General features: G+C 60.1%; 23 protein-coding genes and 2 pseudogenes. 6 read left to right on the top strand and 19 right to left on the bottom strand.

What is annotated here, in order from left to right; translation table 11 throughout:
- Positions 1-167: 167 nt before the first annotated feature.
- The 7 genes from ACWGZX_RS26130 to ACWGZX_RS26100 all read right to left on the bottom strand — a co-directional run bounded on the left by ACWGZX_RS26130 (position 168) and on the right by ACWGZX_RS26100 (position 6,741).
- Positions 168-1,532 (bottom strand): MFS transporter, encoded by a 1,365-nt coding sequence (locus tag ACWGZX_RS26130; protein ID WP_452626056.1) that lies wholly within the window; start codon positions 1,530-1,532, stop codon positions 168-170.
- Between the two features lie 156 nt (positions 1,533-1,688).
- Positions 1,689-3,122: an NAD-dependent succinate-semialdehyde dehydrogenase gene (locus tag ACWGZX_RS26125; protein WP_452626055.1), complete on the bottom strand. Its 1,434-nt coding sequence runs from the start codon at positions 3,120-3,122 to the stop codon at positions 1,689-1,691.
- The gene (locus ACWGZX_RS26120) at positions 3,119-4,153 is read right to left on the bottom strand and encodes an aldo/keto reductase (protein WP_452626054.1); all 1,035 of its coding nucleotides are present in this window, start codon (positions 4,151-4,153) and stop codon (positions 3,119-3,121) included. The genes ACWGZX_RS26125 and ACWGZX_RS26120 overlap by 4 nt, the downstream gene beginning before the upstream one ends.
- Positions 4,154-4,163: 10 nt before the next feature.
- A complete protein-coding gene (fae, locus tag ACWGZX_RS26115; protein ID WP_160107486.1) occupies positions 4,164-4,676 on the bottom strand; it encodes a formaldehyde-activating enzyme in 513 nt (170 codons plus the stop codon).
- Positions 4,677-5,007: 331 nt separating this feature from the next.
- The gene (locus ACWGZX_RS26110; protein WP_452626053.1) at positions 5,008-5,292 is read right to left on the bottom strand and encodes a pentapeptide MXKDX repeat protein; all 285 of its coding nucleotides are present in this window, start codon (positions 5,290-5,292) and stop codon (positions 5,008-5,010) included.
- Between the two features lie 46 nt (positions 5,293-5,338).
- Positions 5,339-6,124: a molybdopterin-dependent oxidoreductase gene (locus tag ACWGZX_RS26105; protein WP_452626052.1), complete on the bottom strand. Its 786-nt coding sequence runs from the start codon at positions 6,122-6,124 to the stop codon at positions 5,339-5,341.
- Positions 6,121-6,741: a cytochrome b/b6 domain-containing protein gene (locus ACWGZX_RS26100; protein ID WP_452626051.1), complete on the bottom strand. Its 621-nt coding sequence runs from the start codon at positions 6,739-6,741 to the stop codon at positions 6,121-6,123. Before ACWGZX_RS26100 ends, ACWGZX_RS26105 begins: the two co-directional genes overlap by 4 nt.
- A 167-nt stretch (positions 6,742-6,908) precedes the next feature.
- Between ACWGZX_RS26100 and ACWGZX_RS26095 the strand changes: the two genes are divergently transcribed.
- On the top strand, positions 6,909-7,850 hold the full coding sequence (locus ACWGZX_RS26095) for a class I SAM-dependent methyltransferase (RefSeq protein WP_452626050.1): 942 nt from the start codon (positions 6,909-6,911) through the stop codon (positions 7,848-7,850).
- Positions 7,851-7,986: 136 nt separating this feature from the next.
- Here the strand turns inward: ACWGZX_RS26095 and ACWGZX_RS26090 are convergent, their stop codons facing one another.
- Positions 7,987-8,436, bottom strand: a complete 450-nt coding sequence (locus tag ACWGZX_RS26090; RefSeq protein WP_452626049.1) for a cupin domain-containing protein — start codon at positions 8,434-8,436, stop codon at positions 7,987-7,989.
- Between the two features lie 242 nt (positions 8,437-8,678).
- Between ACWGZX_RS26090 and ACWGZX_RS26085 the strand changes: the two genes are divergently transcribed.
- On the top strand, positions 8,679-9,125 hold the full coding sequence (locus ACWGZX_RS26085) for a hypothetical protein (RefSeq protein WP_452626048.1): 447 nt from the start codon (positions 8,679-8,681) through the stop codon (positions 9,123-9,125).
- A gap of 71 nt (positions 9,126-9,196) precedes the next feature.
- Here ACWGZX_RS26085 and ACWGZX_RS26080 read toward each other — a convergent pair.
- Positions 9,197-9,433: pseudogene (locus ACWGZX_RS26080) on the bottom strand (winged helix-turn-helix transcriptional regulator); the annotation flags it as partial.
- Here ACWGZX_RS26080 and ACWGZX_RS26075 point away from each other — a divergent pair.
- Positions 9,431-9,667 (top strand): annotated as a pseudogene (locus ACWGZX_RS26075) (aldehyde dehydrogenase (NADP(+))); the annotation flags it as partial. The pseudogenes ACWGZX_RS26080 and ACWGZX_RS26075 sit on opposite strands and share 3 nt — an antisense overlap.
- Positions 9,668-9,683: 16 nt before the next feature.
- On the opposite strand, the gene ACWGZX_RS26070 reads toward ACWGZX_RS26075, so the two are convergent.
- The 3 genes from ACWGZX_RS26070 to ACWGZX_RS26060 all read right to left on the bottom strand — a co-directional run bounded on the left by ACWGZX_RS26070 (position 9,684) and on the right by ACWGZX_RS26060 (position 12,796).
- Complete coding sequence (locus ACWGZX_RS26070; RefSeq protein ID WP_452626047.1) at positions 9,684-10,619, bottom strand: Ppx/GppA phosphatase family protein; 936 nt, start codon at positions 10,617-10,619, stop codon at positions 9,684-9,686.
- Positions 10,620-10,813: 194 nt separating this feature from the next.
- Complete coding sequence (locus tag ACWGZX_RS26065) at positions 10,814-11,164, bottom strand: BON domain-containing protein (RefSeq protein WP_223515932.1); 351 nt, start codon at positions 11,162-11,164, stop codon at positions 10,814-10,816.
- Positions 11,165-11,293: 129 nt separating this feature from the next.
- The gene (locus ACWGZX_RS26060; protein ID WP_452626046.1) at positions 11,294-12,796 is read right to left on the bottom strand and encodes an aldehyde dehydrogenase family protein; all 1,503 of its coding nucleotides are present in this window, start codon (positions 12,794-12,796) and stop codon (positions 11,294-11,296) included.
- Between the two features lie 407 nt (positions 12,797-13,203).
- On the opposite strand from ACWGZX_RS26060, the gene ACWGZX_RS26055 reads away from it, so the two are divergent.
- Genes ACWGZX_RS26055 through ACWGZX_RS26045 form a run of 3 tightly spaced genes read left to right on the top strand, consistent with a single transcriptional unit; the run spans position 13,204 to position 14,734 of the window.
- Positions 13,204-13,407: an HvfA family oxazolone/thioamide-modified RiPP metallophore gene (locus tag ACWGZX_RS26055; protein WP_223515938.1), complete on the top strand. Its 204-nt coding sequence runs from the start codon at positions 13,204-13,206 to the stop codon at positions 13,405-13,407.
- Positions 13,408-13,464: 57 nt separating this feature from the next.
- Complete coding sequence (locus ACWGZX_RS26050; protein ID WP_452626045.1) at positions 13,465-13,980, top strand: HvfX family Cu-binding RiPP maturation protein; 516 nt, start codon at positions 13,465-13,467, stop codon at positions 13,978-13,980.
- A 55-nt stretch (positions 13,981-14,035) separates the two neighbouring features.
- Positions 14,036-14,734, top strand: coding sequence for a dienelactone hydrolase family protein (locus tag ACWGZX_RS26045; RefSeq protein WP_452626044.1), 699 nt, complete (start codon positions 14,036-14,038; stop codon positions 14,732-14,734).
- A 53-nt stretch (positions 14,735-14,787) separates the two neighbouring features.
- Here ACWGZX_RS26045 and ACWGZX_RS26040 read toward each other — a convergent pair whose 3' ends face one another.
- The 7 genes from ACWGZX_RS26040 to ACWGZX_RS26010 all read right to left on the bottom strand — a co-directional run bounded on the left by ACWGZX_RS26040 (position 14,788) and on the right by ACWGZX_RS26010 (position 23,553).
- Complete coding sequence (locus ACWGZX_RS26040; RefSeq protein WP_452626043.1) at positions 14,788-15,150, bottom strand: copper-binding protein; 363 nt, start codon at positions 15,148-15,150, stop codon at positions 14,788-14,790.
- Positions 15,147-18,305, bottom strand: coding sequence for an efflux RND transporter permease subunit (locus ACWGZX_RS26035; protein ID WP_452626042.1), 3,159 nt, complete (start codon positions 18,303-18,305; stop codon positions 15,147-15,149). Before ACWGZX_RS26035 ends, ACWGZX_RS26040 begins: the two co-directional genes overlap by 4 nt.
- Positions 18,302-19,522 carry an efflux RND transporter periplasmic adaptor subunit gene (locus tag ACWGZX_RS26030; protein WP_452626041.1) on the bottom strand — a complete coding sequence of 407 codons (1,221 nt, stop codon included), beginning with the start codon at positions 19,520-19,522 and terminating at the stop codon, positions 18,302-18,304. Before ACWGZX_RS26030 ends, ACWGZX_RS26035 begins: the two co-directional genes overlap by 4 nt.
- Positions 19,519-20,775: a TolC family protein gene (locus tag ACWGZX_RS26025; RefSeq protein ID WP_452626040.1), complete on the bottom strand. Its 1,257-nt coding sequence runs from the start codon at positions 20,773-20,775 to the stop codon at positions 19,519-19,521. Before ACWGZX_RS26025 ends, ACWGZX_RS26030 begins: the two co-directional genes overlap by 4 nt.
- A 95-nt stretch (positions 20,776-20,870) precedes the next feature.
- Positions 20,871-21,212, bottom strand: coding sequence for a hypothetical protein (locus ACWGZX_RS26020; RefSeq protein ID WP_223515958.1), 342 nt, complete (start codon positions 21,210-21,212; stop codon positions 20,871-20,873).
- Positions 21,213-21,523: 311 nt separating this feature from the next.
- Complete coding sequence (locus ACWGZX_RS26015; RefSeq protein WP_452626039.1) at positions 21,524-22,492, bottom strand: nitrilase-related carbon-nitrogen hydrolase; 969 nt, start codon at positions 22,490-22,492, stop codon at positions 21,524-21,526.
- Between the two features lie 104 nt (positions 22,493-22,596).
- Positions 22,597-23,553 carry a GlxA family transcriptional regulator gene (locus ACWGZX_RS26010; RefSeq protein WP_452626038.1) on the bottom strand — a complete coding sequence of 319 codons (957 nt, stop codon included), beginning with the start codon at positions 23,551-23,553 and terminating at the stop codon, positions 22,597-22,599.
- Positions 23,554-23,668: the final 115 nt, after the last annotated feature.

Here is a 23,668-nt window from a genome sequence, read left to right as displayed (position 1 = left end):
CCCGTAGCAGCTGTCGAGCCTGCGAGGCTGCGTCCGGCTGCGAAGCAGTCGTAAACCAGAATCCGCGATCCTTCAAGATGACCAGGTCGCCTGGAATGCGACTGCTCCGCAGCCGGACGCAGCCTCGCAGACTCGACAGCTGCTACATCTATGGTTGTGAGTCTTGATTAGATTGGGGCAGTCACTTTCACCGCCACCGCTGCACCACCTTCCACAGGGCTCTGCGCCTTGCACGCCTGGCTCAATGTCAGCGATTTGGTTTCCGGCGCCCAGGCCCAGGACAACAACGCCCCCAGTGCCAAAATCGCCGCCAGAATCCCCATGGTCGGGCTCAAGCCAATCCCCGCCACACTCACCGGCAACAGGAACGTACTGATCGCCGAACCCAACCGGCTCACGGCCGTGGCCAGGCCAATCCCGCTGGCCCGTACTTCAGTCGGGAAGCTCTCGGCCGGGAACACGCCCACCAGGTTGCTCACCGCCGACAACACCAGGGTGAACAGCCCGAACACCAGCACCATCAAGAACGCTGCACTGCTTGGCAACACCGCCAACATGAACAACGCGACGGCCAGAATGATGAAGGAGTTGATCAAGAACCCGCGGCGCGAGAATTTGATCGTGCACCAGATCCCGATCAGTGCGCCGAGGATCAGTAGCATGTTCAACATCAGCTCAGTGCCGAAGCCTTCCGCCAGGCCCATCTTCTGCAGAATCGACGGCAGGAAGGTGTAGATGGCGAAGTACGGCATGACGATGCAGACGAAGAACAGGCAATTGAACGCTGTGCGCTTGCGGTATTCACGGCTGAACAGCACCGCGTAGCCGGAACGGGTTTCGGTGGATGGGGTTTCGTCGAGTTCGACGTTGTCGCCCAAGTGTTTCTTGACGATGGCTCGCGCTTCAGCAATTCGCCCCTGGTTCACCAGCCAACGTGGTGACTCTGGCGTGCCGATCCGCGCAATCAGAATCAGCGCCGCTGGGATCGCGGACGAGGCCAGCATCCAGCGCCACGCGTCATCACCGAGGCTGAGCATGGCCGTGCCGACGAACGTGGCGGCGACGTAGCCAAAGGTCCAGATCACGCTGAACGAACCGAGCAGTACGCCGCGATGCTTCTTCGGCGCAAATTCGGCCAGCATGGCGTGACCGACACTGAAATCACCGCCCAGCCCGATGCCGATCAACACCCGGCACAGAAACAGCCCCATAGCGGTTTCGGCATAGAACTGCATTACCGAGGCCAGGGTGATGAGCACAAAGCTGACCAGGAAGATTTTCTGGCGGCCGACCTTGTCGGAGATCCAGCCGAAAAACAGGCTGCCGACGAACAGGCCGATCAGGGCCGAAGCGCCGATCAGCCCCTGCCAGAACGCATCCAGTTGCATCTGTGGGCTCAGCAGGGTGAACGCGATACCGATCAGGCCGAGAATGTAGCCGTCGGTGAAATGCGCGCCGAAGGTCAGCCCGGCGATTTTGAGGTGAAAGCGCCCGATGGGCAGGTCGTCGATTTTTACCGGTTGTACGGACATATTCGTCTCCAATTGTTGTTATTGACGGAGAAATGAGACCGATCGTTTTTCTGTAGGAGCGAGCTTGCTCGCGAAGGCGTCTTCAGCTTCAACATCAATGTTGTCTGACGCAGCGCCTTCGCGGGCAAGCCTGCTCCTACAAGGGTTGTGGGGGTTTTAGAGGCCGCCCATTAACAGGTATTTGATTTCCAGATAGTCATCCAGACCGTACTTCGAACCCTCGCGACCGAGTCCCGATTCCTTGATGCCGCCGAACGGCGCCACTTCCGTGGAAATGATCCCTTCGTTGATGCCGACCATGCCCGCTTCCAGGCCTTCGGCCATGCGCCATACGCGACCGATGTCGCGGCTGTAGAAGTAAGCCGATAAACCAAACGGCGTGTCGTTGGCCTTTTGCAGCACTTCGGCTTCGTCTTTGAAACGGAAGCATGCTGCCACCGGGCCGAAGGTTTCTTCCCGCGCGATCAGCATTTCACTGCTGGCTTCGGCGAGGATGGTCGGCTGGTAAAACGTACCGCCGAGCGCATGACGACGACCACCGCACAACAGCTTGGCGCCCTTCTCCAGCGCATCGTCGACGTGCAGTTCGACCTTGGCCAGCGCCGCTGCGTTGATCAATGGGCCTTGCTCGGTTTCGCCGTCCAGCGCACTGCCCACGCGCATCGCCGCAACGGCTTCCGCGAGTTTGCCGGTGAAGGCTTCATAGACGCCGTCCTGAATGAAGAAGCGGTTAACACAGACGCAGGTCTGCCCGGTGTTGCGGAACTTCGAGGCCATCGCGCCTTTGACCGCAGCGTCCAGATCAGCGTCGTCGAAGACAATGAACGGCGCGTTGCCGCCCAGTTCCAGCGAGACCTTTTTCAGAGTGTCCGCCGCCTGACGCATCAGCAATTTGCCAGTGCGCGTGGAGCCGGTGAACGACAGTTTGCGCACAATGCTGGACGCTTGCAGCGCGCCACCAATCGCGACCGCATCGCCAGACACGATGTTGAACACACCGGCTGGAATACCGGCCTGCTCAGCCAACACCGCCAGTGCGAAGGCCGACAGCGGCGTTTCTTCCGAAGGCTTGAGGATCATTGTGCAACCGGCGGCCAATGCCGGGCCGACCTTGCGAGTGACCATGGCCAAAGGGAAATTCCACGGGGTGATCGCGGCGACCACGCCAATGGCTTCCTTGACCACGATGATCCGTGCATCAGCCTTGTGGCTCGGAATCACATCGCCGTAAGCGCGCTTGGCTTCTTCGGCAAACCACTCCAGAAAACTCGCGGCGTACACCACTTCACCCATGGCTTCGGCCAACGGCTTGCCTTGTTCGCGGCTGAGCAAGGTCGCCAGATCCTTCTGGTTGCTCAGCATCAACTCGCTCCAGCGCTTGAGCTTCTGGCTGCGTTCCTTGGCGGTGAGCTTGCGCCACGCCGGTAACGCTCGGTTGGCGGCGTCAATGGCCAGGCGGGTCTCTTGGGCGCCGGCGTTTTGTACTTCGGTGATCAACTCACCGTTGGCCGGATTGAACACCGGGTAGGTCGGACCACCGGACGACCATTGACCGTCGATGAAATTGCCAGTGCGGATCAGCGCGCTCATGCCACAGCCTCGGTCAGGGTGAAGCGTTCCAGACCCGGACGTGCCGAACGCAAAATTCGTTTGCCGGCGGTGTAATCGTTGATCACGTCGCACGGGGTGTAATTGCGTTCCAGCTCGTGCAGTTCTTCAGTGTCGAGTTGGGTGTCCAGCGCGGCCAGCGCACTGTCGAATTGCTCGGTGGTGTCTGCGCCCACCAACATGCAATCCACACCCGGATGGTTGGCCACCCAAGCCTGGGCGATTTGCGCATTCGAAACACCACGGGCGCGGGCCACGCGTTGCACCGAATGAGCGATTTCGAACGAGGCTTCGTCGCTGTACATCTGCTGAGTAAAGAAATCGGTCTGGTTGCGCGTCGACTGCACATCGCCGGTCAACAAACCGCGGGCCAGCGGGCTGAACACCGAGACACCCAGGCCTTGATCGCGGCAGAACGGAATCATCTCGCGCTCTTCTTCGCGGTAGGCGCAGTTCAATTGCAGCTGCATGTTGATCGGCTTGACCCAACCGTTGCGCTCGCAGGCCATGAGAATCTTCGCCAATTGCCCGGTGAGCATGGTCGAGACGCCGATGTAGCGTGCTTTGCCGGAGCGCACGATGTCGTTCATCGCGCTCATGGTTTCTTCGACCGGGGTGTTCACATCGAAGTAATGCAGCATGAACACATCGACGTAGTCCATGTTCAGGCGCTTCAGCGAGGCGTCGATGCTGTCCATGATGTGCTTGCGCGAATGGCCGCTGGCGTTGATCCCGTTGCGGGTGCCGTAACCGACTTTGGTAGTGATGACCAGGTCTTCGCGACGGGCCAGGCGCTTGACGATACGCCCCACCACTTCTTCGCCGACACCGGCGGAGTAAAAGTCTGCCAGGTCGATGAAGTTGACGCCGTTGTCCAGCGCGTGCGCGACGATTGGCTCGCTTTTCTTCTCATCGAAGATCCATGGCTTCCAGTCCGGGGTGCCCATGTTCATGGTGCCCAGGCACAGGCGGGAGACTTGCAGGCCGGAGTTGCCCAAACGAATGTATTGCATGGCGCGGACCTCAGGCTTTGGGTGTGTAGAAAGGGTTGCTGATGTGATTGACCACATCCGCCAGTTGCGCGGTTTCCGGCTTGCCGGTCAGCGCGGCACGAATCGCCGTGCGGCAGGCGTTGTAGTTGTTCAGGTAGACCGCATCGAGGTCATCGCAGGCCGGGTTGACCCAGTTGGCGGTGACGATAGCCCATTCGTCTTCGGCTTCCGGCGGCAAGGTGCCGTCCAGCAACGCTTCAAGCACAGCCTTGGCGATACCGGCCTGGGACGCACCCCAGGTGGCGTTGCCGTGCAGGTCGCTGCCGATTGCGGCTTTGTTGACGTAAAGGGTCATCGGCTTGACCGGAATGTTTGGCTGGGCGATCACCATGAACGGGCAGTGCCCCTGGCTTGGCGATGCCAGGCTGTTGGCAAACGCCTGGCCGGCCGGACCGTTGCGCGGACCGATCAGAATATTGATGTGCGCGGCGTTCACGCCCGGGCCTTCGAAACCTTCACCGATGTACAGGTCGAGTTCTTTCATGAGTCGTTTCTCTTCAGGGAGTTTGGGTTGATCAGAAGCGCACGCAGGCAGCGGGCCTGGCGTGGCAATTGTCGGGGTTCGAAGAGCGCAGCAGGTCGCTGGCGAAGACGCGGCAGTGATGATGAGTCATGGTTGCAAACGCTCTTTTTTGTTGTTGATGAGCTGGTTTGCGATTTTTTAACACTGGGGGTTTACGGGGCTGTAACCATTAAAAGTCATGAGGGCATGACTTCAAGTCATACCCTGCACACAGCTATGGGAATGTGGGAACTGTGAAGCTGCAAGAACTGTGGGAGCAGGTTCGCTCCCACAGGGATTGAGTCGTATTGGATTACTGCGACGCGGCGTCCTTCTTCATGGCGTCTTTGCTCATGCTGCCCTTGGACATGGCATCTTTTTTCATGGCGTCCTTGGACATTGCATCCTTGGACATGCTGTCTTTCTTCATCGTGTCTTGGGCCATGGAGTCCTTCTTCATCGTCGCGTCTTTGGACATGGCATCCTTGGACATCGAGTCCTTGCTCATGCTGTCGCTGCTGGTGGTATCGGCGGCAAACACGCTTGCGGCGCCCAGTGCGATGCACATGGACAGTACGGTGGTGGCTAACTTTTTCATGATGAAACTCCTTGAAGCTCAGGTTGCGGACAAGTGAAGTTGCGTGTCAGCTGCCACCGAACCAGTTGTAGCCCTGGTCTTCCCAGAAGCCACCGCTGTAGGTGTTGCTGACGAAAATCGCCTGAATGTGTTTGGGATTCTTGTAGCCGAGCTTGGTGGGCATGCGCAGTTTCATGGGGAAGCCGTACTGGCGCGGCAGCACCGCGCCGTCGTAGGTCAGCGTCAGCAAGGTTTGCGCATGCAGCGCGGTGGCCATGTCGATGCTGGTGTAGTAGTCGTCCGCGCATTTGAAACCGACATATTTGGCATCGGTGTCGGCGCCAACGCGCTTGAGGAAATCGCTGAACCGCACGCCACCCCAGCGCCCGATCGCGCTCCAACCTTCGACGCAAATGTGCCGGGTAATCTGTTCGGTCTGCGCCATGGCGCGCAGTTCTTCGAGCCGCCAACTGCGCTTGTCCGCGACCAGGCCGGTGACTTCCAGTCGATAGCTCTCCTCTTCCACTGTCGGCGCCTCGTCAATGCCGTAGAAGGCGTTGAAAGGGAATGGCCGGGTGATCATCGACTCGGGATAGGTCGGTGCCATGGCGTTGGGGTTGAACAGCCAGCCCTGCACCCGGTCGTTGAAGCGGGACATGGCGGACAGCGCGGTGTCGACGCTTTCGTTATCGGTGATGTTGCAGCCGGACAACATCGCCACACCGCCGAGGGTCAGGCCACGCAGCAGGAACGAGCGTCGCGAGCGGTCGGCGATCTGCGGGGCAAGGATTTTCCGGGCGTCTGTCAGGATCGATGACTCGTCCAGCCCTGGGCTTTCGATGCGCTTTTTCATACCTGCTCCTTGCGACCGACGATCATGGCCCACAACGTTTTGGGAACCAGCGCGACCATCACCAGATGCACCGCAACGAAGGCCACCAACAAAGACATCGCGAAGAAATGCACCCGTCGCGCGCCTTCGTAACCCGCCATTAACTCGCGCAGCAGCGGGAACTGGACGGACTTCCACAGCACCAGCCCGGAAACCACCAGCAGCGCGATGTCGACCATCACGAACAGGTACGCCAGCCGTTGCACCTGGTTGTAATGACTCAGGTCGGCATGCCCCAACCGTCCTCGCAACGCTGCCCACAGGTCATGCAAGACACCTTTGGGCGAAACGGGAAAGAAACGGCGTTTCAGACGACCGCTGAACAGGTTGATGGCCAGATAAACAACGCCGTTGATGGCAAGAAACCACATCGCCGCAAAGTGCCATTGCAGTGCGCCGCCCAGCCAGCCGCCGAGCGTGATCGATTTGGGAAAGCTGAAATCGTAAATGGGCGATGCGTTGTAGATACGCCAACCGCTGGTGACCATGACCAGCACCGCCAAGGCGTTCAGCCAATGAGTCAGCCGTAGCCAGCGCGGATGGCTGTTGACTCGGGGTGAAGCAGATAGCCGCGTCATGTCTGGCTCCCGGCAGTTGTTCGATGGGGCCGAGTATGTGAGCGGACAGATCGCCAAATCCTCACGTAAAGTTAAATTAAACGTGATAACTCTCGACACGTTGCAACGCGCCTTTGCCCCGCAATTGTGGTTAAAATGCCGCCCCCTCAAATTGCCGACCCTGCCCGATGAACCCAGACGCGCTCGCCACCCTCCACACCCATTTGCTGACGGCACTGGCAACGGCCCCCGCAGAAACCCGCCGCTTGTTCCACGGCCGTGGCCGCTGCTGGCCGGGGCTGGAGCAGTTGACCGTCGACTGGCTGCAGGGTGTGGTGCTGGTCGCGCTGTTCAAAGAGCCGGAAGCGTCGCAGCTGGAAGATTTGAAACGACTGTTGATGCAGATCACCCAGTCACCCGAGTGGACCCAATCCGGCGCACATACCTTGCTGCTGCAACATCGTTATCTGCTGCAAAGCACCACCGAATGGCTGCTGGGTGAGGTGATCGATGAGATGACCATCACCGAGGGCGGCTTGCGTTATCGCGTGGACCTGGGCCGCAAGCAGAACACCGGCCTGTTTCTCGACATGCGTTACGGCCGCGACTGGGTGCGTGCCAATGCCCAGGGCAAGCGTGTGTTGAACCTGTTTGCCTACACCTGCGGCTTCTCGGTCGCCGCCATCGAGGGGGGCGCCGAGCACGTGGTCAATCTGGACATGTCCAGCCCGGCCCTGAGTCGTGGGCGCGACAATCACCGACTCAACGGGCACGACTTGAGCCAGGTCAGTTTTCTCGGCCATGATCTGTTCAAGTCCTGGGGCAAGGTGATTGGCAAGGGGCCTTATGACCTGGTGATCATCGATCCGCCGTCCTTTCAGAAAGGCAGTTTTTTGCTGACCAAGGACTACCAGCGCGTGTTACGCCGGTTGCCGGAACTGCTCAGCCCGGAGGGTACGGTGCTGGCCTGCATGAACGACCCGGCGTTCGGGTCTGACTTCCTCATCGAGGGTGTCATGCGTGAAGCACCGAGCCTGCGCTTTGACCAGCGGCTGGAGAATCCGCCGGAGTTTCCGGATGCCGATGTTGAATGTGGCTTGAAGGCGTTGGTCTTCAAACTGGGGGATTGAATCCGCTTTACCTGTAGGAGCGAGCTTGCTCCGGGCGGCGTTCCGACGAAAGCGGTGCTCCAGTCGACTTCGATGTTGCATGTCAATCCGCATTCGCGAGCAGGCTCGCTCCCACAGGGGAACGAGCGAATACTGATTACTCTTCCAGCACCAGTAGCGGCGTGCCTTTCTTCACAATGTACGTCGCCAGCTCTGACGCCTTACCGCCACCAACGTTCTTCGCCAAATGCGCCGTACCTGCGGGGATGTACAGCGAATCGCCAGCCTTGAGCGTGACTGGTGGCCGGCCTTCCAGCTGATACTCAAATGTGCCGTCGATGACGTAGGCGACTTCGACCCCTGGATGCGAATGTTTGGGCGAGACCACGCCCGCGTCGAAATCAACACGCACCTGAATCACCTCACGCTCGGCAACGTCCAGGTCCTGGCGCACCAGGTCCGTGCGGTGGATGCCTGACTGCCAGCTTTTGCCAGGCTGCGCTTCATGGCTTGCCTCGGCAGCCTGCGAAAAGCTCGCGAAGGTAACCAGTGTTACAGCGGCTAGCGCGATGCCGAGCCGGGTGTGACGGGAAGTGATACGGGACATCGCAATTCTCCAATGATGACCGCCGATGCGGTGTGTTCATTTAGAGGGGGCGGTGTATCCCGCTCGTGTCGCATAACCCATGGTTTTGTATGCCAAGTTGGCTGTCGGCACAGGAGATACGTTGCGATACAAGCACCCGCGTGCGCCAGGACCGACTATCCGAAGAAATGTCCTCTGTCACCGGACAGCTAAAATTGACAGGGGGATCACTTCAACGCGTCCTTACAAGCGGGAGTTTCACGATGAAAATCGTATCTTCGCTGGCGTCGGTGGTGGTGGCGGTCGGGTGGCTCTGCGGGTGTTCGACGGTGCCTGACAGTCAGATCACCAACGTTCCCCTGCACGCTACGCCCGTCAATGCCGGGAATATCGCCCGGCCCATCATGATGCCCAACGGCAATACGACCGAGTTCTGGTTTGCCGTCAGCGGCGAAACCATGGGCAGCGCATTGCCCGGTCGTTTGTCGGCTTATATCTATCCCGGAAGCTGCGCCAATTTAGGTTCGAAACCGGCCTATGACCTGAACGACGGACCGAATGCGCGGTTCTATTCAATGGCATCGATGCAGTACTTCTGGAAAAGTGCGCCGGTGTCTGTCGAAACACTTCGAGCCGGCGGCTATGCCTTGGTGGTGCGTGAAAACCCGGCCGATGGTCATCAAAACATTTTCTGCGGCAATCTGAGCTGAAGCCATTGGACTTCGATGCGTTCCCGCCTGTTGTGCGGGAACGTTTTTTTCAGCAATTGCCACAGGTGCTGTCACTGGTCCTGAGCCGCGACCGGGTCCGCCCCGCGACCACCCTTGAAGGCGTCACGCCGGGCTTTTCGTTCAGCGGCGTAGGCTTCACTGGGTGTGCTGATCAACTCCCCGCGACGCAGCGGTTCGCCGCAATGCGCGCATAACGGCCCCAGCCCGGCGGGCTGGCGACAGGTGGTGTGGGTGTAAACGACCGCCAACCCCTCCTCCTCTGACTTGCACCAGGTTTTCCCCCAGGCACCGGGCGCATCGTCATCAACGCCTTCGCGCATCCGCAGGAAGTGACTTTTGCCACCGTTCACGGCGGGCCGTTTCCGGCCACGTCGGACAGCCGCTTCACATCGGTCGGCATGACCTCGATTGAATGTTTCTTGCGCCCGGTGGCTTATCAGGGTTTTCCGCAAGCGCTGTTGCCTGAAGTGCTGCAAGACTCAAACCCGCTGGAGTTGCCTCGCCTCATTGACGGAGTTTAGAAAAGGGGGTGGGGAGTCAATGCCTGGACATCAAGCCATGCAGGACCCCGAACCTCAAACCCGCCTCCGAAGGCGTCATCTGCAAGATCCCGAAGACCTTGAACGCCGCCAGCATCACCACCAGCCCACCCGGCAAGGTGCTCAAGCGATGGTTTTGCAGACCGGCCAGTTTGAGCTGTTTCACATGCCCCACTTCCAGCAATCGCAACGACAGGCGCAGCAGACCGCTGTAAGTGATACCGCTTTCGCCGTCGTCGTTCATCCCGTTGGCCTTGAGCACTTTGGCGAGCATCCGTGCCGTCCCCGAAGAACCGATGGCCTGCTGCCAACCCAAGGCCCGGTAACGCCGCGCCACTGTTTCAAATTGCAGCGTGGCCACACGCTCCGCCTCCAGCAACGCCGGGGCGGTGATGCAGCCACCGGAAAAGTACCGTGCGCCAAAAGTACCGCTGCCAATGGCAATGCTTTCGGTCAACAGCGGTTGAGCGCCCTGCCCCAGAATCAACTCGGTGGACCCGCCACCGATGTCCACGACCAGTCGCATGCTTTGCGGGCTGGGGATCGAATGGGTCACACCGGCGTACACCAGCTGAGCCTCTTCGTGCCCGGAAATGACGTCAATCCGAAACCCGAGGTGGCGCTCGGCGCTGGCCAGGAACAGCTGCGCATTGTCGGCCTCGCGCACAGCACTGGTCGCCACCGCCCGCACCCGGCCGGCTTCAAAGCCGCGTATTTTTTTGCCAAATCGCGAAAGTGCCTGCCATCCACGATCCAGCGCCATTTCGTCCAGCGCACCGCCCTGAAAACCTTCCGACAAACGGACAGGTTCACGCAGGGTTTTCACCTCGTGGATCATCCATTTCTGGTTCCGTTTGACCGATTGGCCAATCATCATGCGAAACGCATTGGAGCCCAGGTCAATGGCTGCAAACAGGGAGGCGTCTCCTTTCATGGCGGGGATTCCTGGCAATTTCATCGGCCCGCGGAGGGAGTTCCGCTGAGCGTTCAAGATGGTTTGCGAGGATCCTGCCATGGGTTAGGTGACACCAAGATGACACCGCCGTTTTTTTCTACTTCCTGGAGGCCAGCAGCCGCCCCGGGCAGCGCTTCCGGTTTACAGAAGCGCTGCTTACAGGGTCGCCTTGGTCATTTGTCGTCCGGTTTGGTTGACGATTGAGGCCGCTGTTCAGCGCTTTCTTCGGCGTTGGGCGGTTCGGGATAACTGCCTGGCATGAACACGTGAGTCAGCAATTCCCTGGCATCGACGTCGACAACGCCCTGAACTGAACGGGTCACTGCAACAACCTGCTCACATTGCCGATGGGTGTTGACCCGGCCACTCAACGCCACCGTGCCCGCATGGGTCTTGACGTGAATGTGCATGGCAAGGGTGGGCTCAGCCATGGCCAGGGCCGACTTCACCCGGGCCGTCAGCCATGTATCGTGAGCGACTGCTTCCAGTTGATGAGAATACTGCTCGAAGGAACGAAGTTTCATGGTGGATCCCTCTTTCAGAACGAAGGAGCAAACACCCTAATTATAGTGTGCCCCTTGCTCTGCGGCCGGGATACCTATGGGGCGTTCTCAATTAGTTTCCCCGGCGCGGCGGGGAATTGAGAACGCCCCCTAGCGTTTGACCGACAAATCGGTCTGCGTCATGCGGCTACGGACGGTGAACACGCCGTCTCCGGAGAGAATCGCGCTGCGAGCAAACAGCCGACCGCTCTCCCAGTTCGAAAGACCCAGCTCCGGTTTGTTCAGTGCGTACTGGCCATCGACCCAGCGAGTGATCCCATTGCCGACAAACGGGGCGTTGACCGCGTTGTAGAAACGCTCATGCGCAGCGTCATCCGCACTGATCAACGACACTGTGAACTGCGGGCTGTAGCGATTGAACAAGGCAATGGCACAGCCCAGGTCGTCGACGATCATCAGGCTGACTTCCGGGGTTTCTTCCCATTCCCACTCGCGGCCCAATTGATCCTCTGGCAATGGCTCGACCATTGCCTCGGTCCGGTAGCCTTCAGCGCGGTATACCTCGACGTTTGCACTCAACCATTGAGCCGGCAAGTCCCCCTCGCTGCCTTCGACAATATGCAACTTGCAGCCCTGGCCCCGTGCGTTGCCGGCCTGTTGCAACGCATCGAGAAACAGCGGCACCAGTTCGGCGGCACAGTCGCGCTGGATCAGGCAGACGTTCAAGGTGTTGCAGACCTTGCGGTCCAGAGAGTTGCGTACGACGGCGGCGAAGCGAGTCGCGTCGGCATCCTTGTCGGCGATCAGCCAGGCGCCACCGGTGCCGTGCAGGCTGACGGCGGTACCCGCCTGTTGCGCGATGCTGCCCAATTGGCTGACCGCACGCCCCGAACCCCGGGCCACGGCCAGGGACAGCCGTCGGTCGGCGAACATCGCCCAACCGGCCGCGTGGTTGACGCTTTCGACCAGCGACACCGCGCCGACCGGCAACCCAGCGTCGCTCAGTGCCGGATTCAGGGCATGGGTGACGATGGCTTGGGCGGTGCCCAATGCATCGCTGCCAATACGCAGCACGGCGGTGTTACCCGTGCGTAAGACACCGGCAGCGTCGGCGAACACATTCGGTCGGCCTTCAAAGACAAACGCGACGATGCCCAGCGGCGACACCACTTGTTCGACTTTCCAGCCGTCATGCTCAACGCAACTGATCACCTTGCCTCGTGAGGCCGGCGCATCGCGCCAGGCGCGCAGGCCGGCGATCATGTCACTGCGCATGCGTTCATCCGCCAGCAAGCGCGTGGTGGAACGCCCACGGGCCTTGGCGCGTTCGATGTCGGCGAGGTTGGCGGCCGCGATCAAATCCCAGCACTGCGGGGTTTCCAAGCGCTGGGCAAACAGGTCGAAGAAGGCGCTGATTGCTTGATCCGACACCGCCGACATCACGCTGAACGCCACTGCTGCACGTTCAATCGCAACGCTGGCCGCTTGCTGGTCAGCCACCGGAATCAGCAACAATTCGCCGCTGACCTGCTCCACCAGCAGGTGGTCTCCGGGCTGAAAGCGCGCGGCCAGTTCGGGGCTGACCACCGTGACACGATTACCGGCAAAAGGAATCGGCGTGCCAGCGACTAGACGTTCGAGCGCAAGAGACATGAAGCGTTTCACCATGCAGGGGGGCGGCCGGAAAATGTATAGGAAATTTTCCGGAGCGTCATTCACCACTAATCCCCTGTGGGAGCGAGCCTTGTGGCGAGGGGGCTTGCCCCCGTTTGAGTGCGTAGCGCTCACAAGATCTTGGTGCATCAAAGATTTTGGGGTCGCTTCGCAGCCCAACGGGGCGGTGCGGCGGTCCGACAAGCCCCCTCACCACAGGGCTCGCTCCCACAGAGGTTGTGCGCCGGGCTTGTATCAGTGTGTATACAGCCCGCCTCCTGACACACCCCGCCCATAAAACCCCGCCGCAAAGACACATCGCAGATACACCGTCTTGATGAACTACGCCTGTCGATTGGCCAAGCCGATCAAAGCGTTCAACTCACTCAATGCTACGGAGTATCACCATGTTCAAACTCTCAACGTCCTCCCTGACCCTCGGCCTGCTCATCGCCGGTGGCCTGGCCTTGTCAAACGTCGCATCGGCCTCCGAATCCGAAGCCTTCAGCATGAAACAACTGGCCCACGGCTACAGCCAGGTCCAGGCCGACACCGCGGAAAAACCCGCCGAAGGCAAATGTGGCGAAGGCAAGTGCGGCGCCGGCGAGTAACCCATCACGCGGGGCACGCCGTGGCCCCGCATTCCTGACCCAGTGGAGACCAAACCCATGAACACCTCGCTCTCGTCGGCCGTCAAAAGCCTGCACCTGAACCTCGACCGTGCCGGTAGCTGGATTGCGCCCCTGACCTTGCGGTTGTTCATCGCCTGGGAGTTTTTTGAGTCAGGCCGGGAAAAATGGAACGGTGAAAACTGGTTTGCCGATATCCAGGACCGTTTTCCGTTTCCATTCGATCACATCCCAGCCACGCTGAACTGGGAGCTGTCGATGGGGGCCGAGCTGATTGGCGCATTTGCCATTCTGCTGGGTCTCGGCACGCGAGTATCGGCAATCATGCTGATGGTGGTCACGGTGGTCGCCACCGCTGCCGTTCACTGGCCGGCCGATTGGTCTACATTAAGTGAGCTTGCCCAGGGTTACGCCATCAGCAACAAGGGTCACGGTAACTTCAAACTGCCGCTGATCTACCTCGCCGCCCTGCTGCCGTTGTTGCTCTCGGGTGCCGGCAAGCTGAGCCTCGATACGCTGCTGGCGCGATTTTTCTGGCGCCGTCACAATCGTTGAGATGCTACCGTGACAAGCTTCACTCTTCACCTCACTTGCGTAGACAGGAGCCACCATGAGCGTGACCACCCAATGGATCGAGATCGACGGCGACGAAGGTACATTCGGCGCTTACCTGGCCATTCCGCATACCCAACGAGGCCCGGGGATCGTCTTGATCCAGGAGATCTTCGGTGTCAACGAGCACATCCGCTCGGTCGCCGAGCAATACGCCGCTGACGGGTATCTGGTGATCGTGCCAGACCTGTTCTGGCGTAGCGGCCACCGCATCGAACTGACCTACGACGAAGCCGGCTGGAAACGCGCCGTCGAGTTGATGAACGCCACCGACATCACCAAGGCGCAGGCCGACATCAAACTGGCCATCGACGTGCTCGATGCTCAGCCGGGGCTGGATGGCGGCATCGCTTCCATCGGTTATTGCTTTGGCGGCTTGCTGTCTTACCTCACCGCCACCAACGGGCTGGTGGATGTGGCGGTCGCCTACTACGGCGGCGGCATCCAGAATCACCTCGACCGCGCCGATGACATCCAAGTGCCGCTGCTGATGCACTTCGGTGAGCAGGACAGCCACATTTCCCTGGAAGCCGTGGAGAAAATCGCCGAACGTTTCGACACCAACGACAACGTGGAAATTGTCGTGTACCCAGAGGCCGAACATGGCTTCAACTGCTCGCACCGCGACAGCTACAACCAGCGCGCAGCGGCTGAGGCACATGGTAATACGTTGATTTTCCTGGGCCAGGAGCTCTAATTCTAACGATCCGGCGGTGCGAGTGACCTTCGCACCGCCGGGTTCGCCAGGCGTTACTTCGCTACATCAATCGATACGAGGGTCGCCGCCGCCCCTTCCAACTGAAACTCGAAGTTCACCTGATCTCCCACCTTCACCGCAGCCAGTTGCGCCTCTGTAGCCTTGAACCCCATGGTCATCGGCGGCCATTTCACTGCTGGCACGGCACCGTGGGCGATGGTTACCGTGTGTTTCGCACTGTCGATGCCCTTCACGGTACCTGCCGCCTTGGCAACCGGCGCTTGCGCTGTTTGCTCCTTCATTGGCTTACCGTCCATGGCCATGTTGTCCATCTTCATGCCCGGCATATCCTCTGCCTGAGCCGAAAAAGAAAGGGCAATCACGGTGCTGGTCGCTGCGATCAGGGTCAGTTTCATTGGGCGTTTCCTTGAGAGTGAGTGGTTTGTGAAAGGAGCTGACGGCGACGCATCAAGCGATACGCCGCCGGAATGACAAACAGCGACAGCAACGGCGCGGTGATCATGCCGCCGACCATGGGCGCTGCGATGCGGCTCATGACCTCGCTGCCAGTGCCGCCGCCCAAAAGAATCGGCAACAGGCCCGCAATGATCACGGCCACGGTCATGGCCTTGGGTCGAACACGCTGCACTGCGCCTTCACGAATGGCGGCGACCAACCCCTGTTCCGTGCGGTCGCCCGCGTCTTCGTGCTCGGCCCAGGCATTTTTCAGGTACAGCAGCATGATCACCCCAAACTCGGCGGACACCCCGGCCAGCGCAATGAAGCCGACGCCTGTGGCCACCGACAGATTGAACCCCAGCCAATAGAGGAACCACGCCCCACCCGCAAGGGCAAACGGCAGCGTGGTCATAATCAGCAAGGCCTCGTCGAAACGCGCGAACGTCAGATAAAGCAGCACAAAGATGATCAGCAACGTGGCCGGCACCACCAATTTGAGCCTCGCGTTGGCCCGCTCCAGAAACTCGAACTGCCCGGAGTAACTCAGGCTCATGCCGGGTTGCAACGTGACCTGCTCGCTGACGATCCGACGCAGATCGGCGACCACCGAAGCGATGTCCCGCCCACGCACGTCGATGTACACCCAGCCCGACGGACGCGCGTTTTCGCTCTTGAGCATCGGTGGCCCGTCCGTGACCTTGACCTTGGCCACCGTGCCGAGGGTGATCTGACTGCCCAGTGGCGTGTAGATCGGAAGTTGCTCCAGCGCACCAAGGGAATCACGCCACTCGCGCGGATAACGCACATTGATCGGGAAACGCGCGCGACCTTCGATGGTTTCCCCGACGTTTTCACCGCCGATGGCACCAGCCACGATCGACTGCACATCGGCGATATTGAGCCCATAGCGAGCAGCCGCCTTGCGGTCGATATCCACGTCGATGTAACGCCCACCGGTCAAGCGTTCGGCCAGCGCGGAACTAACGCCCGCAACATTTTTGGCAGCCCTTTCGACGCTTTGTGTCACTGCATCGATCTGCGCCAGATCGCTGCCGGCTACCTTCACCCCGATCGGGCTTTTGATGCCGGTGGCCAGCATGTCGATGCGGTTGCGAATCGGTGGAATCCAGAGGTTGGTCAAGCCCGGCACACGGACCACTCGATCCAGTTCTTCCACGAGTTTTTCCTGGGTCATGCCCGGTCGCCACTGGTCATAGGGCTTGAACTGGATCGTGGTTTCGAACATCTCCAGCGGTGCCGGATCGGTGGCGGTTTCTGCACGCCCGGCCTTGCCGAAAACGTGCTCGACTTCTGGGACGGTTTTGATCAGGCGATCCGTCTGTTGCAGCAATTGCGCAGCTTTCTGCGCCGACAGGCCGGGCAGCGCCGATGGCATATAGAGCAAATCGCCTTCGTCCAATGGTGGAAGGAACTCGCCCCCCAGACGCGACATCGGCCACAACGCGCTGGCAAAGACCAGGAACGCGACCAGCAGGGTGATTTTCGGACGACGCAGAACGGCATCCAGTGCCGGTTGGTAGAGCCTGATCAGCCAACGGTTCAGCGGGTTTTGTTGTTCATTGGGGATCCGCCCGCGAATCCAGTAGCCCATCAATACCGGCACCAAGGTTACCGACAGCCCCGCCGCAGCCGCCATGGCGTAGGTTTTGGTGAACGCCAACGGGCCGAATAATCGCCCCTCCTGCGCTTCAAGAGTGAACACCGGAATGAACGACAGGGTGATGATCAGCAGGCAAAAGAACAACGCCGGCCCCACTTCCACCGCTGCATCGATCATGACCTGCCAGTGCCGCTCGCCCTTGAGTGCTTCCCCTGGATGAGCCGTGTGCCAGGCCTCGATCTTTTTGTGGGCGTTTTCGATCATCACCACGGCAGCATCGACCATGGCGCCAATGGCGATGGCGATCCCGCCCAGGGACATAATGTTGGCGTTGATCCCTTGATGGCGCATCACGATGAAAGCGATCAACACCCCCACCGGCAACGAGATGATCGCCACCAATGCTGAACGCAGGTGCCAGAGAAAAATCCCGCACACCAACGCCACCACGATGAACTCTTCGATCAACTTGTGGCTGAGGTTTTCCACGGCGCGATCGATCAACTTGCTGCGGTCGTACGTGGTGACGATCTCCACACCGGCCGGCAAGCTGCTTTTGAGCTCTTCAAGCCTGGCCTTGACCGCTGCGATGGTTTCCTTGGCGTTCTTGCCGCTGCGCAGGATCACCACGCCGCCGACGGTCTCGCCTTCGCCGTCGAGTTCAGCCAAGCCTCGACGCATTTCCGGCCCCTGCTGAATCGTTGCCACATCGCCAAGGGTGACCGGCACGCTTCCCACGCCGAGCTTGAGAGGAATCGCCCGAAAGTCATCCAGGCTGTTCAGATAGCCTGAAGCCCGCACGACAAACTCGGTTTCAGCCAACTCCAGCACCCCGCCACCGGTTTCCTGATTGGCCTTGCCGATGGCCTCGGTAACTTGCGCCTGGGTAATCCCAAGATTGGCCATTTTCAAGGGATCGAGCTGGACCTGATACTGCTTGACCATGCCACCAACGGTGGCCACTTCGGCGACATTGGGCAAGGTCTTGAGTTCGAACTTGAGGAACCAGTCTTGCAGAGCGCGCAGTTGCGCCAGATCGTGGCCGCCGCTGCGATCAACCAATGCATATTGGAAGATCCAGCCCACCCCGGTGGCGTCCGGTCCCAACGCCGGTTTGGCGCTGGCAGGCAGACGGCTCTGGACCTGACTCAGGTACTCCAACACCCGTGAACGTGCCCAGTACTGATCAATGCCATCCTCAAACAACACGTACACAAAGCTGTCACCGAAAAACGAATAGCCGCGAACGGTCTTCGCCCCGGGCACCGACAACAGGGTGGTTGCCAGTGGATAGGTCACTTGGTTCTCGACAATCTGCGGTGCCTGGCCTGCATAAGGTGTGCGAATGATCACCTGGACATCGGACAAGTCCGGCAGCGCATCGATGGGTGTGCTTTGTACCGACCACAGCCCCCAAGCCGTGACAAACAGCGTTGCCAGCAGCACCAGAAAGCGGTTGGCCACGGACCAGCGGATCAGTGCGGCAATCATGGCTGGCCTCCGGTTTTTTCCAGCGGCTGCGCCACAATGCCTTTGAGGCTGGCTTCGGAGTCGAGCAGGAACTGCCCCGACGTGACCACCTGCTGCCCCTCCTTCAGGCCATTGAGGACCACCGTTTGACCGTCGCTTTCCGGCCCGGCCTGCACCTCGACCGGACGGTAGTGCCCGCCCTCTTCTGCCACCATCACCAACACGCGCCGCCCCGTGCGAATCAAGGCTTCGCTCGGCACCTGCAACACCGTTTCGGTGGCGCTGTGCAAACGCACTTGCACCGTCAACCCAGGGCGCAAGCGTCCGTCAGGGTTGGGCAGTTCCACCCGCACGCTGACGGTGCGGCTGTCCGCATTGGTTTGCGGCAGGATCGCGCTGACCGTCCCGCGAAGAACCGTCTGCGCAGATCCCACAAGGCTGGCGTCCACGGTTTGACCTGTCTGGATTGCCCCCGCAGCCGCCTCCGGCACCGCTACTGTCAACCAGACGCTGTTCAGGCCATTGACCCGGGCCAGCGTTTCTCCAGCGGCCAGGGTCATGCCGACGCGTACGTTCAGTTCCTGCAACGCACCGGCAATCGGCGTGGTGATCGTCTGACTCAACTGCACTTTGGCACTGCGTTCGACCTGGGCGATCAAAGCGGCCGGCATCCCGGTCAGGCGCAATCGCTGTCGGGCGGCGGCCAACAGGCCGGGGTCGCCCAGGCGCTTGAGCGCCAGAAACTCCTCCTGAGCGCCAGCCCATTCCGGCACCAGAATGTCCGCCAATGGCGCGCCCGCCTTAAGCACATCGCCCGGTGCACGGGCGTATACCCGCTCGACGAAACCCGCTGTGCGCGCCTGAATCACCGCCACGTCCCGTTCGTTATAAGCCAGCACACCTGCTGCCTCGAGGCTCGAGGCCTGAGCGCCACGGCGGACCTTGGCCAACCGCATACCGAGATTTTGCGTCACGCTCGGATCAATCTGGATAGAGGCCGTGTTGGCTTCGGCTTCGGCGTAACGCGGCACCAGTTCCATTTCCATAAAGGGCGACTTGCCGGGTTTGTCGAACTTCTGCTGCGGGTACATCGGGTCGTACCAGTACAAGGCTTTGGGTTCTCCTCCTGCCATCGCGCCTTGATTGATCGCTGCCGGTTGATGGGCAAGCCAATAGCCGCCGACGCCGCCCAGAGCCATGGCGCACGCAACCCCTGCCACGCTTTTTAAACGGCTCATTGGCCAGTCTCCCCGTAGGCGAAATACAGCCGCGCGCTGGTCAGTGCTTTCTGTTCGTTGATGTCGATCTGCTTCAGACGGGCCTCGATCAGCTCACGCCGGGTGGCGACAACCGCCGACACATCGCTTTTGCCCGCCCGATAACTGGCGAGGGTCAACTCGGCCTTTTCTGTGGCCAGCGGCAATAGACTTTCCTGCGTGCGCTGCACTGCGCGTTCCAGGCGCTGGTAGTCGGCCAATTGGTCTTCGAGTTGCTGCGTGTGCTCACGAACCAACGCCTCGCGCTCGGCTTCGAGTTGATTGAGCTCAGCGCGTTTGGCGGCGATCTTCGGGTTTTGCCGCGTCTCGGGAAACAACGGCAGGTCGAAGGTGAATTGCACGCTGACCATGTCGCCGAACTCACGCCCACGCTTCTGGTAATCGAGCTCCCAGCTCCAGTCGGATTGCTTGTCGGCTTCGGCTTCGCGGACTTTGGCCTGCGCTTGCCGGGTCATGGGCGCGAAGGCCACCAGTTCCGGGTGATGCTCAAGTTTGTGGGCGTAACGGGTGGTATCGATGGGCCATTGCGGCCAGTTGCCGATGGGTTGCTCATTGGCGGCGGGACCGATCCAGCGTTTGAGGGCGGCGCGTGCCTGGGCTCGCTGGAGCGTCAATTGGTCTTGCTGCTCTTCCAGTTGCGCCGCTTCCTGCTTGGGCGTCACCGCATCGGCGGGTTGCGCGCGACCGCTGGCGATCTGCGCGCGAACGGTGTCGGCCAGCAAACGATTCTCGCGATAAAACTCCTGGAACAACGTGTGTTTCAGCTCGACGGCATAGCTGTCGATCCAGGCCAGCGCAGTGGCCTGACGCACCGCCAGGCGTTCGACTTGAGCTTGCGCAGCGGCCACGTCTACGGCCGCTTCGGCGACGTCAGTACGCGCCCGGCGTTTGTCGCCGCTGGGCATTTCCTGCATCACGCCGACCATCTGCATGGTCATGAAGTCATGATCCAGCGTGCCCCGATCAGGGCCACCCACCGGAAAGTTTTGTACCCCCAGTAACAGCTTGGGGTCGGGCAATTCACCGGCAGGAATCGCAGCGCTTCGGGCCGCTTGGAGTTTTTCTGCTTGAGCGGTGAGCGACGGCGCGTTGTTGTCGGCCAATCGCAAGGCTTCATCGAGGGTCAGTGGGGCAGCAACGCACGGCAACGCCAATACGCTTGCCGCCAGGGCAGCCGCGAGCGGCCACCCCGTGCAAAAGCACGAGAGTTTCATGTCTGGAATTCCTGTCATGATCCGCTGCGCGCGTTTTGCTGCGCGCAGTAACGCCATCCCGCATGGGCGGAATGGTGCTCAACGTGGAACAGGAGTCAGGCGCGAGGGGGTCGCCATACCCCGGACGGGGTCTGGACAGGCATTACGTCCGCAAAGAACGTGGCTACCACAGGGCTGAACAGGTTGACGGGAGGTTTGATGATCGAGACTTGCAGCATGCCACCGGTTTTGCATTCCTGACCGGGCTTGCAAGGTTTGCCATGGTCGGGCGCGGTGCTCATGTCCTGGCAGCAGTCCTGATCCATGTCACCCATCATCGCCATGCCCATGGTTTTCATCGGGCAAGGTTCTGCGGGTGCTGAAACGCCCGCCATTCCACTCAAGGGAAGCGCGAGGCTGATCAGGAAAATCAGGCAAAACCGCAGATAGCGTTTCATGGGGCTGGAGTCTAGCGGAGGTAACGGCGCTTTCAAATACCGGACAGCAAAATGACGTGACCTAATGCCGATCAGCTAAGCCATAACGCGTTCTAATGTAGCAGCTGGCGAAGCCTGCGTTCGACTGCGCAGCAGTCGTGAAATCAGACAATGCGGTATTGCAGGAAGACCGCAAACTCAGGTTTCACGACTGCTGCGCAGTCGAACGCAGGCTTCGCCAGTTGCTACAAGAATTGCGTTAGGGCAGAAATGTCTTAACTGACCGGAGCTTCGTGCTTTCGAAGCCCCGGCACGCCAAAACGTTTACTTGATCAGACCTCTTCCGCTTGCGCAGTGACGGCCAACTTCGGCTGAGCATTGCGCTCATGAACATGGCGATGGGGCGTGCGGTCGATGTTCAAACTCAGAATCTCCGGACGGCTGTAGTGGCCACGGCCGTCCATTTGGCGTTTGCGGATCTCGATCTCGAACAAGTCGATGTCAGCAATCACTTCGCCTTCGCCTTCGGTCAGCGCACCGACCACTTCACCTTGTGGGTCGATGATCGCGGTGTAGCAACCGCCGGAAATCGGACCGATCTCGCAACCGGTGTCGGCCATGATTTGCGCTTGCTGTTCCGGGTACAACCAGGCGGTCGAGTTGACCACGAAACAAGCCGATTCCAGCGCATGCATACAAATGCTGATTTCCATCTGACGGGTGAACCGTTCGCCGGCAAACGAGCCGGGGTACATCGAGGCGTGAATCTGTTCGCCGTCTTCGATCAAGGCATAACGCGCCAGCGGGTTGTAATGTTCCCAGCAAGCCAGTTGACCGATGCGGCCGACGGCACTGTCGGTGGCGCGCAGGCCCGAGCCATCACCCATGCCCCAGATCATGCGTTCGTGATAAGTCGGCGAGATCTTGCGACGCGCCTGAATCAGCGTGCCGTCGGCATCAAACAGCAGTTGCGTGTTGTACAGCGTGCTGCCATCGCGCTCGTTGACGCCGATGGACACCACCATGTTGGCTTCCTTGGCGGCTTTGCCGATTTCATCGGTGGTCGCCGAAGGCACCACCACGGCCTGATCCAGCAACTTGTAGTGCTCGGAACCCATTTTGAAAGGCGCCTGCACAAAGGAGAAATACGGGTAATACGGTACGACGGTTTCCGGGAAAACGGCGAACTGCACACCCTTCTCCCCGAGTTCGCGAATCTTGTTAACGACCTTTTCTACCGTGCCCTCACGGCTGTAGAGCACGGGTGCAATTTGGACGGCAGCGGCTTTGACGATGGTCATGGCGGTGATCTCACTGAGGGATTGGGCTTCAACGAGATCAAGATTACGACAATCATATTTTGTCTTAAATGTCGAATACACCACCTTTCAGGACATACCGGACATCACACTCGATTAGCCCGCTGAATCACCTGCGGCGGTTGCCCGAACGCACGGATAAAGGCCCGACGCATGCGCTCCCGGTCGCCAAAACCGGTTTCGGTCGCCACCACATCGATAGCATGTCGACCGGTTTCCATCATCAGTCGCGCGGCTTCCACCCTCAGGTTTTCGATGGCTTTGGCCGGCGATTGACCGGTTTCGGCGTGGAACACCCGACTGAATTGCCGGGGACTCAGATGGGCGGCGCGGGCCAACTCCTCCACCGACAACGCGGATTTCAGATGTTGTTTGGCGTAGGTCAACGCCGCCTGGATGCGGTCGGTCTTCGGTTCGAGTTCCAGCATCACTGAAAACTGCGACTGACCACCCGCGCGGCGGTGGTACACCACTAATTGCCGGGCCACCTTGCGCGCCACGTCGGCACCGAGGTCCTTTTCCACCAGCGCCAGGGCCAGGTCGACACACGCGCTCATGCCGGCGGCGGTCCAGAGATTGCCGTCGTTGATGAAGATGCGGTCCTCTTCGACCAGCACCTTTGGAAACGCTCGCTGCAAGGCCGGCGCATGACACCAATGAGTGGTCACCCGCCGACCATCCAGCAAACCCGCTTCGGCCAGTGCAATCGCCCCGGTACAGATCGAACCCAGACGCCGCGTGGACGCGCTGACACGGCGTAAAAACGCAACCATGCCCGGCGACGTTGGCCGGACCAGGTTGTCGCCCATCACCAGCAGCGTATCGAACGCACGCTGATCGAATGCACGGGTTTCCACACCGAAACCCGCGGAAGTCTGCACCATGCCACCCTGCTCGGACAGCAGCGAAAGGCTGTACACCGGCTCGTCGGCGCTGTTGTTGGCCAACTCGAAGGTAGCGCACATGGCGAGGCCGAGAACCTGGAAGCCGGGGTAAACGATGAGTCCGATGTTGAGCACGGCAGTTGTCCGTAAACGTGGCATGACAAGTTTCAAGCCATTTGAGCAGGACTCTACTCTGCTGTGGACTGCACCGGTAATGAAAAAAAGTACCTGGCTGGACTAATGGCGATCTTTAAGGCAAGGCGCAAAACCTGTG

Source organism: Pseudomonas sp. CLCA07 (assembly GCF_053615335.1).
This window is presented reverse-complemented; position numbering and strand designations above follow the sequence as displayed.

Bases quoted from the DNA above. Each gene is read 5' to 3' on its own strand.
- ACWGZX_RS26130 (WP_452626056.1), bottom strand. From the start codon at position 1,532: ATGTCCGTACAACCGGTAAAAATCGACGACCTGCCCATCGGGCGCTTT.
- ACWGZX_RS26125 (WP_452626055.1), bottom strand. From the start codon at position 3,122: ATGAGCGCGCTGATCCGCACTGGCAATTTCATCGACGGTCAATGGTCG.
- ACWGZX_RS26120 (WP_452626054.1), bottom strand. From the start codon at position 4,153: ATGCAATACATTCGTTTGGGCAACTCCGGCCTGCAAGTCTCCCGCCTG.
- fae (WP_160107486.1), bottom strand. From the start codon at position 4,676: ATGAAAGAACTCGACCTGTACATCGGTGAAGGTTTCGAAGGCCCGGGC.
- ACWGZX_RS26110 (WP_452626053.1), bottom strand. From the start codon at position 5,292: ATGAAAAAGTTAGCCACCACCGTACTGTCCATGTGCATCGCACTGGGC.
- ACWGZX_RS26105 (WP_452626052.1), bottom strand. From the start codon at position 6,124: ATGAAAAAGCGCATCGAAAGCCCAGGGCTGGACGAGTCATCGATCCTG.
- ACWGZX_RS26100 (WP_452626051.1), bottom strand. From the start codon at position 6,741: ATGACGCGGCTATCTGCTTCACCCCGAGTCAACAGCCATCCGCGCTGG.
- ACWGZX_RS26095 (WP_452626050.1), top strand. From the start codon at position 6,909: ATGAACCCAGACGCGCTCGCCACCCTCCACACCCATTTGCTGACGGCA.
- ACWGZX_RS26090 (WP_452626049.1), bottom strand. From the start codon at position 8,436: ATGTCCCGTATCACTTCCCGTCACACCCGGCTCGGCATCGCGCTAGCC.
- ACWGZX_RS26085 (WP_452626048.1), top strand. From the start codon at position 8,679: ATGAAAATCGTATCTTCGCTGGCGTCGGTGGTGGTGGCGGTCGGGTGG.
- ACWGZX_RS26070 (WP_452626047.1), bottom strand. From the start codon at position 10,619: ATGAAAGGAGACGCCTCCCTGTTTGCAGCCATTGACCTGGGCTCCAAT.
- ACWGZX_RS26065 (WP_223515932.1), bottom strand. From the start codon at position 11,164: ATGAAACTTCGTTCCTTCGAGCAGTATTCTCATCAACTGGAAGCAGTC.
- ACWGZX_RS26060 (WP_452626046.1), bottom strand. From the start codon at position 12,796: ATGTCTCTTGCGCTCGAACGTCTAGTCGCTGGCACGCCGATTCCTTTT.
- ACWGZX_RS26055 (WP_223515938.1), top strand. From the start codon at position 13,204: ATGTTCAAACTCTCAACGTCCTCCCTGACCCTCGGCCTGCTCATCGCC.
- ACWGZX_RS26050 (WP_452626045.1), top strand. From the start codon at position 13,465: ATGAACACCTCGCTCTCGTCGGCCGTCAAAAGCCTGCACCTGAACCTC.
- ACWGZX_RS26045 (WP_452626044.1), top strand. From the start codon at position 14,036: ATGAGCGTGACCACCCAATGGATCGAGATCGACGGCGACGAAGGTACA.
- ACWGZX_RS26040 (WP_452626043.1), bottom strand. From the start codon at position 15,150: ATGAAACTGACCCTGATCGCAGCGACCAGCACCGTGATTGCCCTTTCT.
- ACWGZX_RS26035 (WP_452626042.1), bottom strand. From the start codon at position 18,305: ATGATTGCCGCACTGATCCGCTGGTCCGTGGCCAACCGCTTTCTGGTG.
- ACWGZX_RS26030 (WP_452626041.1), bottom strand. From the start codon at position 19,522: ATGAGCCGTTTAAAAAGCGTGGCAGGGGTTGCGTGCGCCATGGCTCTG.
- ACWGZX_RS26025 (WP_452626040.1), bottom strand. From the start codon at position 20,775: ATGAAACTCTCGTGCTTTTGCACGGGGTGGCCGCTCGCGGCTGCCCTG.
- ACWGZX_RS26020 (WP_223515958.1), bottom strand. From the start codon at position 21,212: ATGAAACGCTATCTGCGGTTTTGCCTGATTTTCCTGATCAGCCTCGCG.
- ACWGZX_RS26015 (WP_452626039.1), bottom strand. From the start codon at position 22,492: ATGACCATCGTCAAAGCCGCTGCCGTCCAAATTGCACCCGTGCTCTAC.
- ACWGZX_RS26010 (WP_452626038.1), bottom strand. From the start codon at position 23,553: ATGCCACGTTTACGGACAACTGCCGTGCTCAACATCGGACTCATCGTT.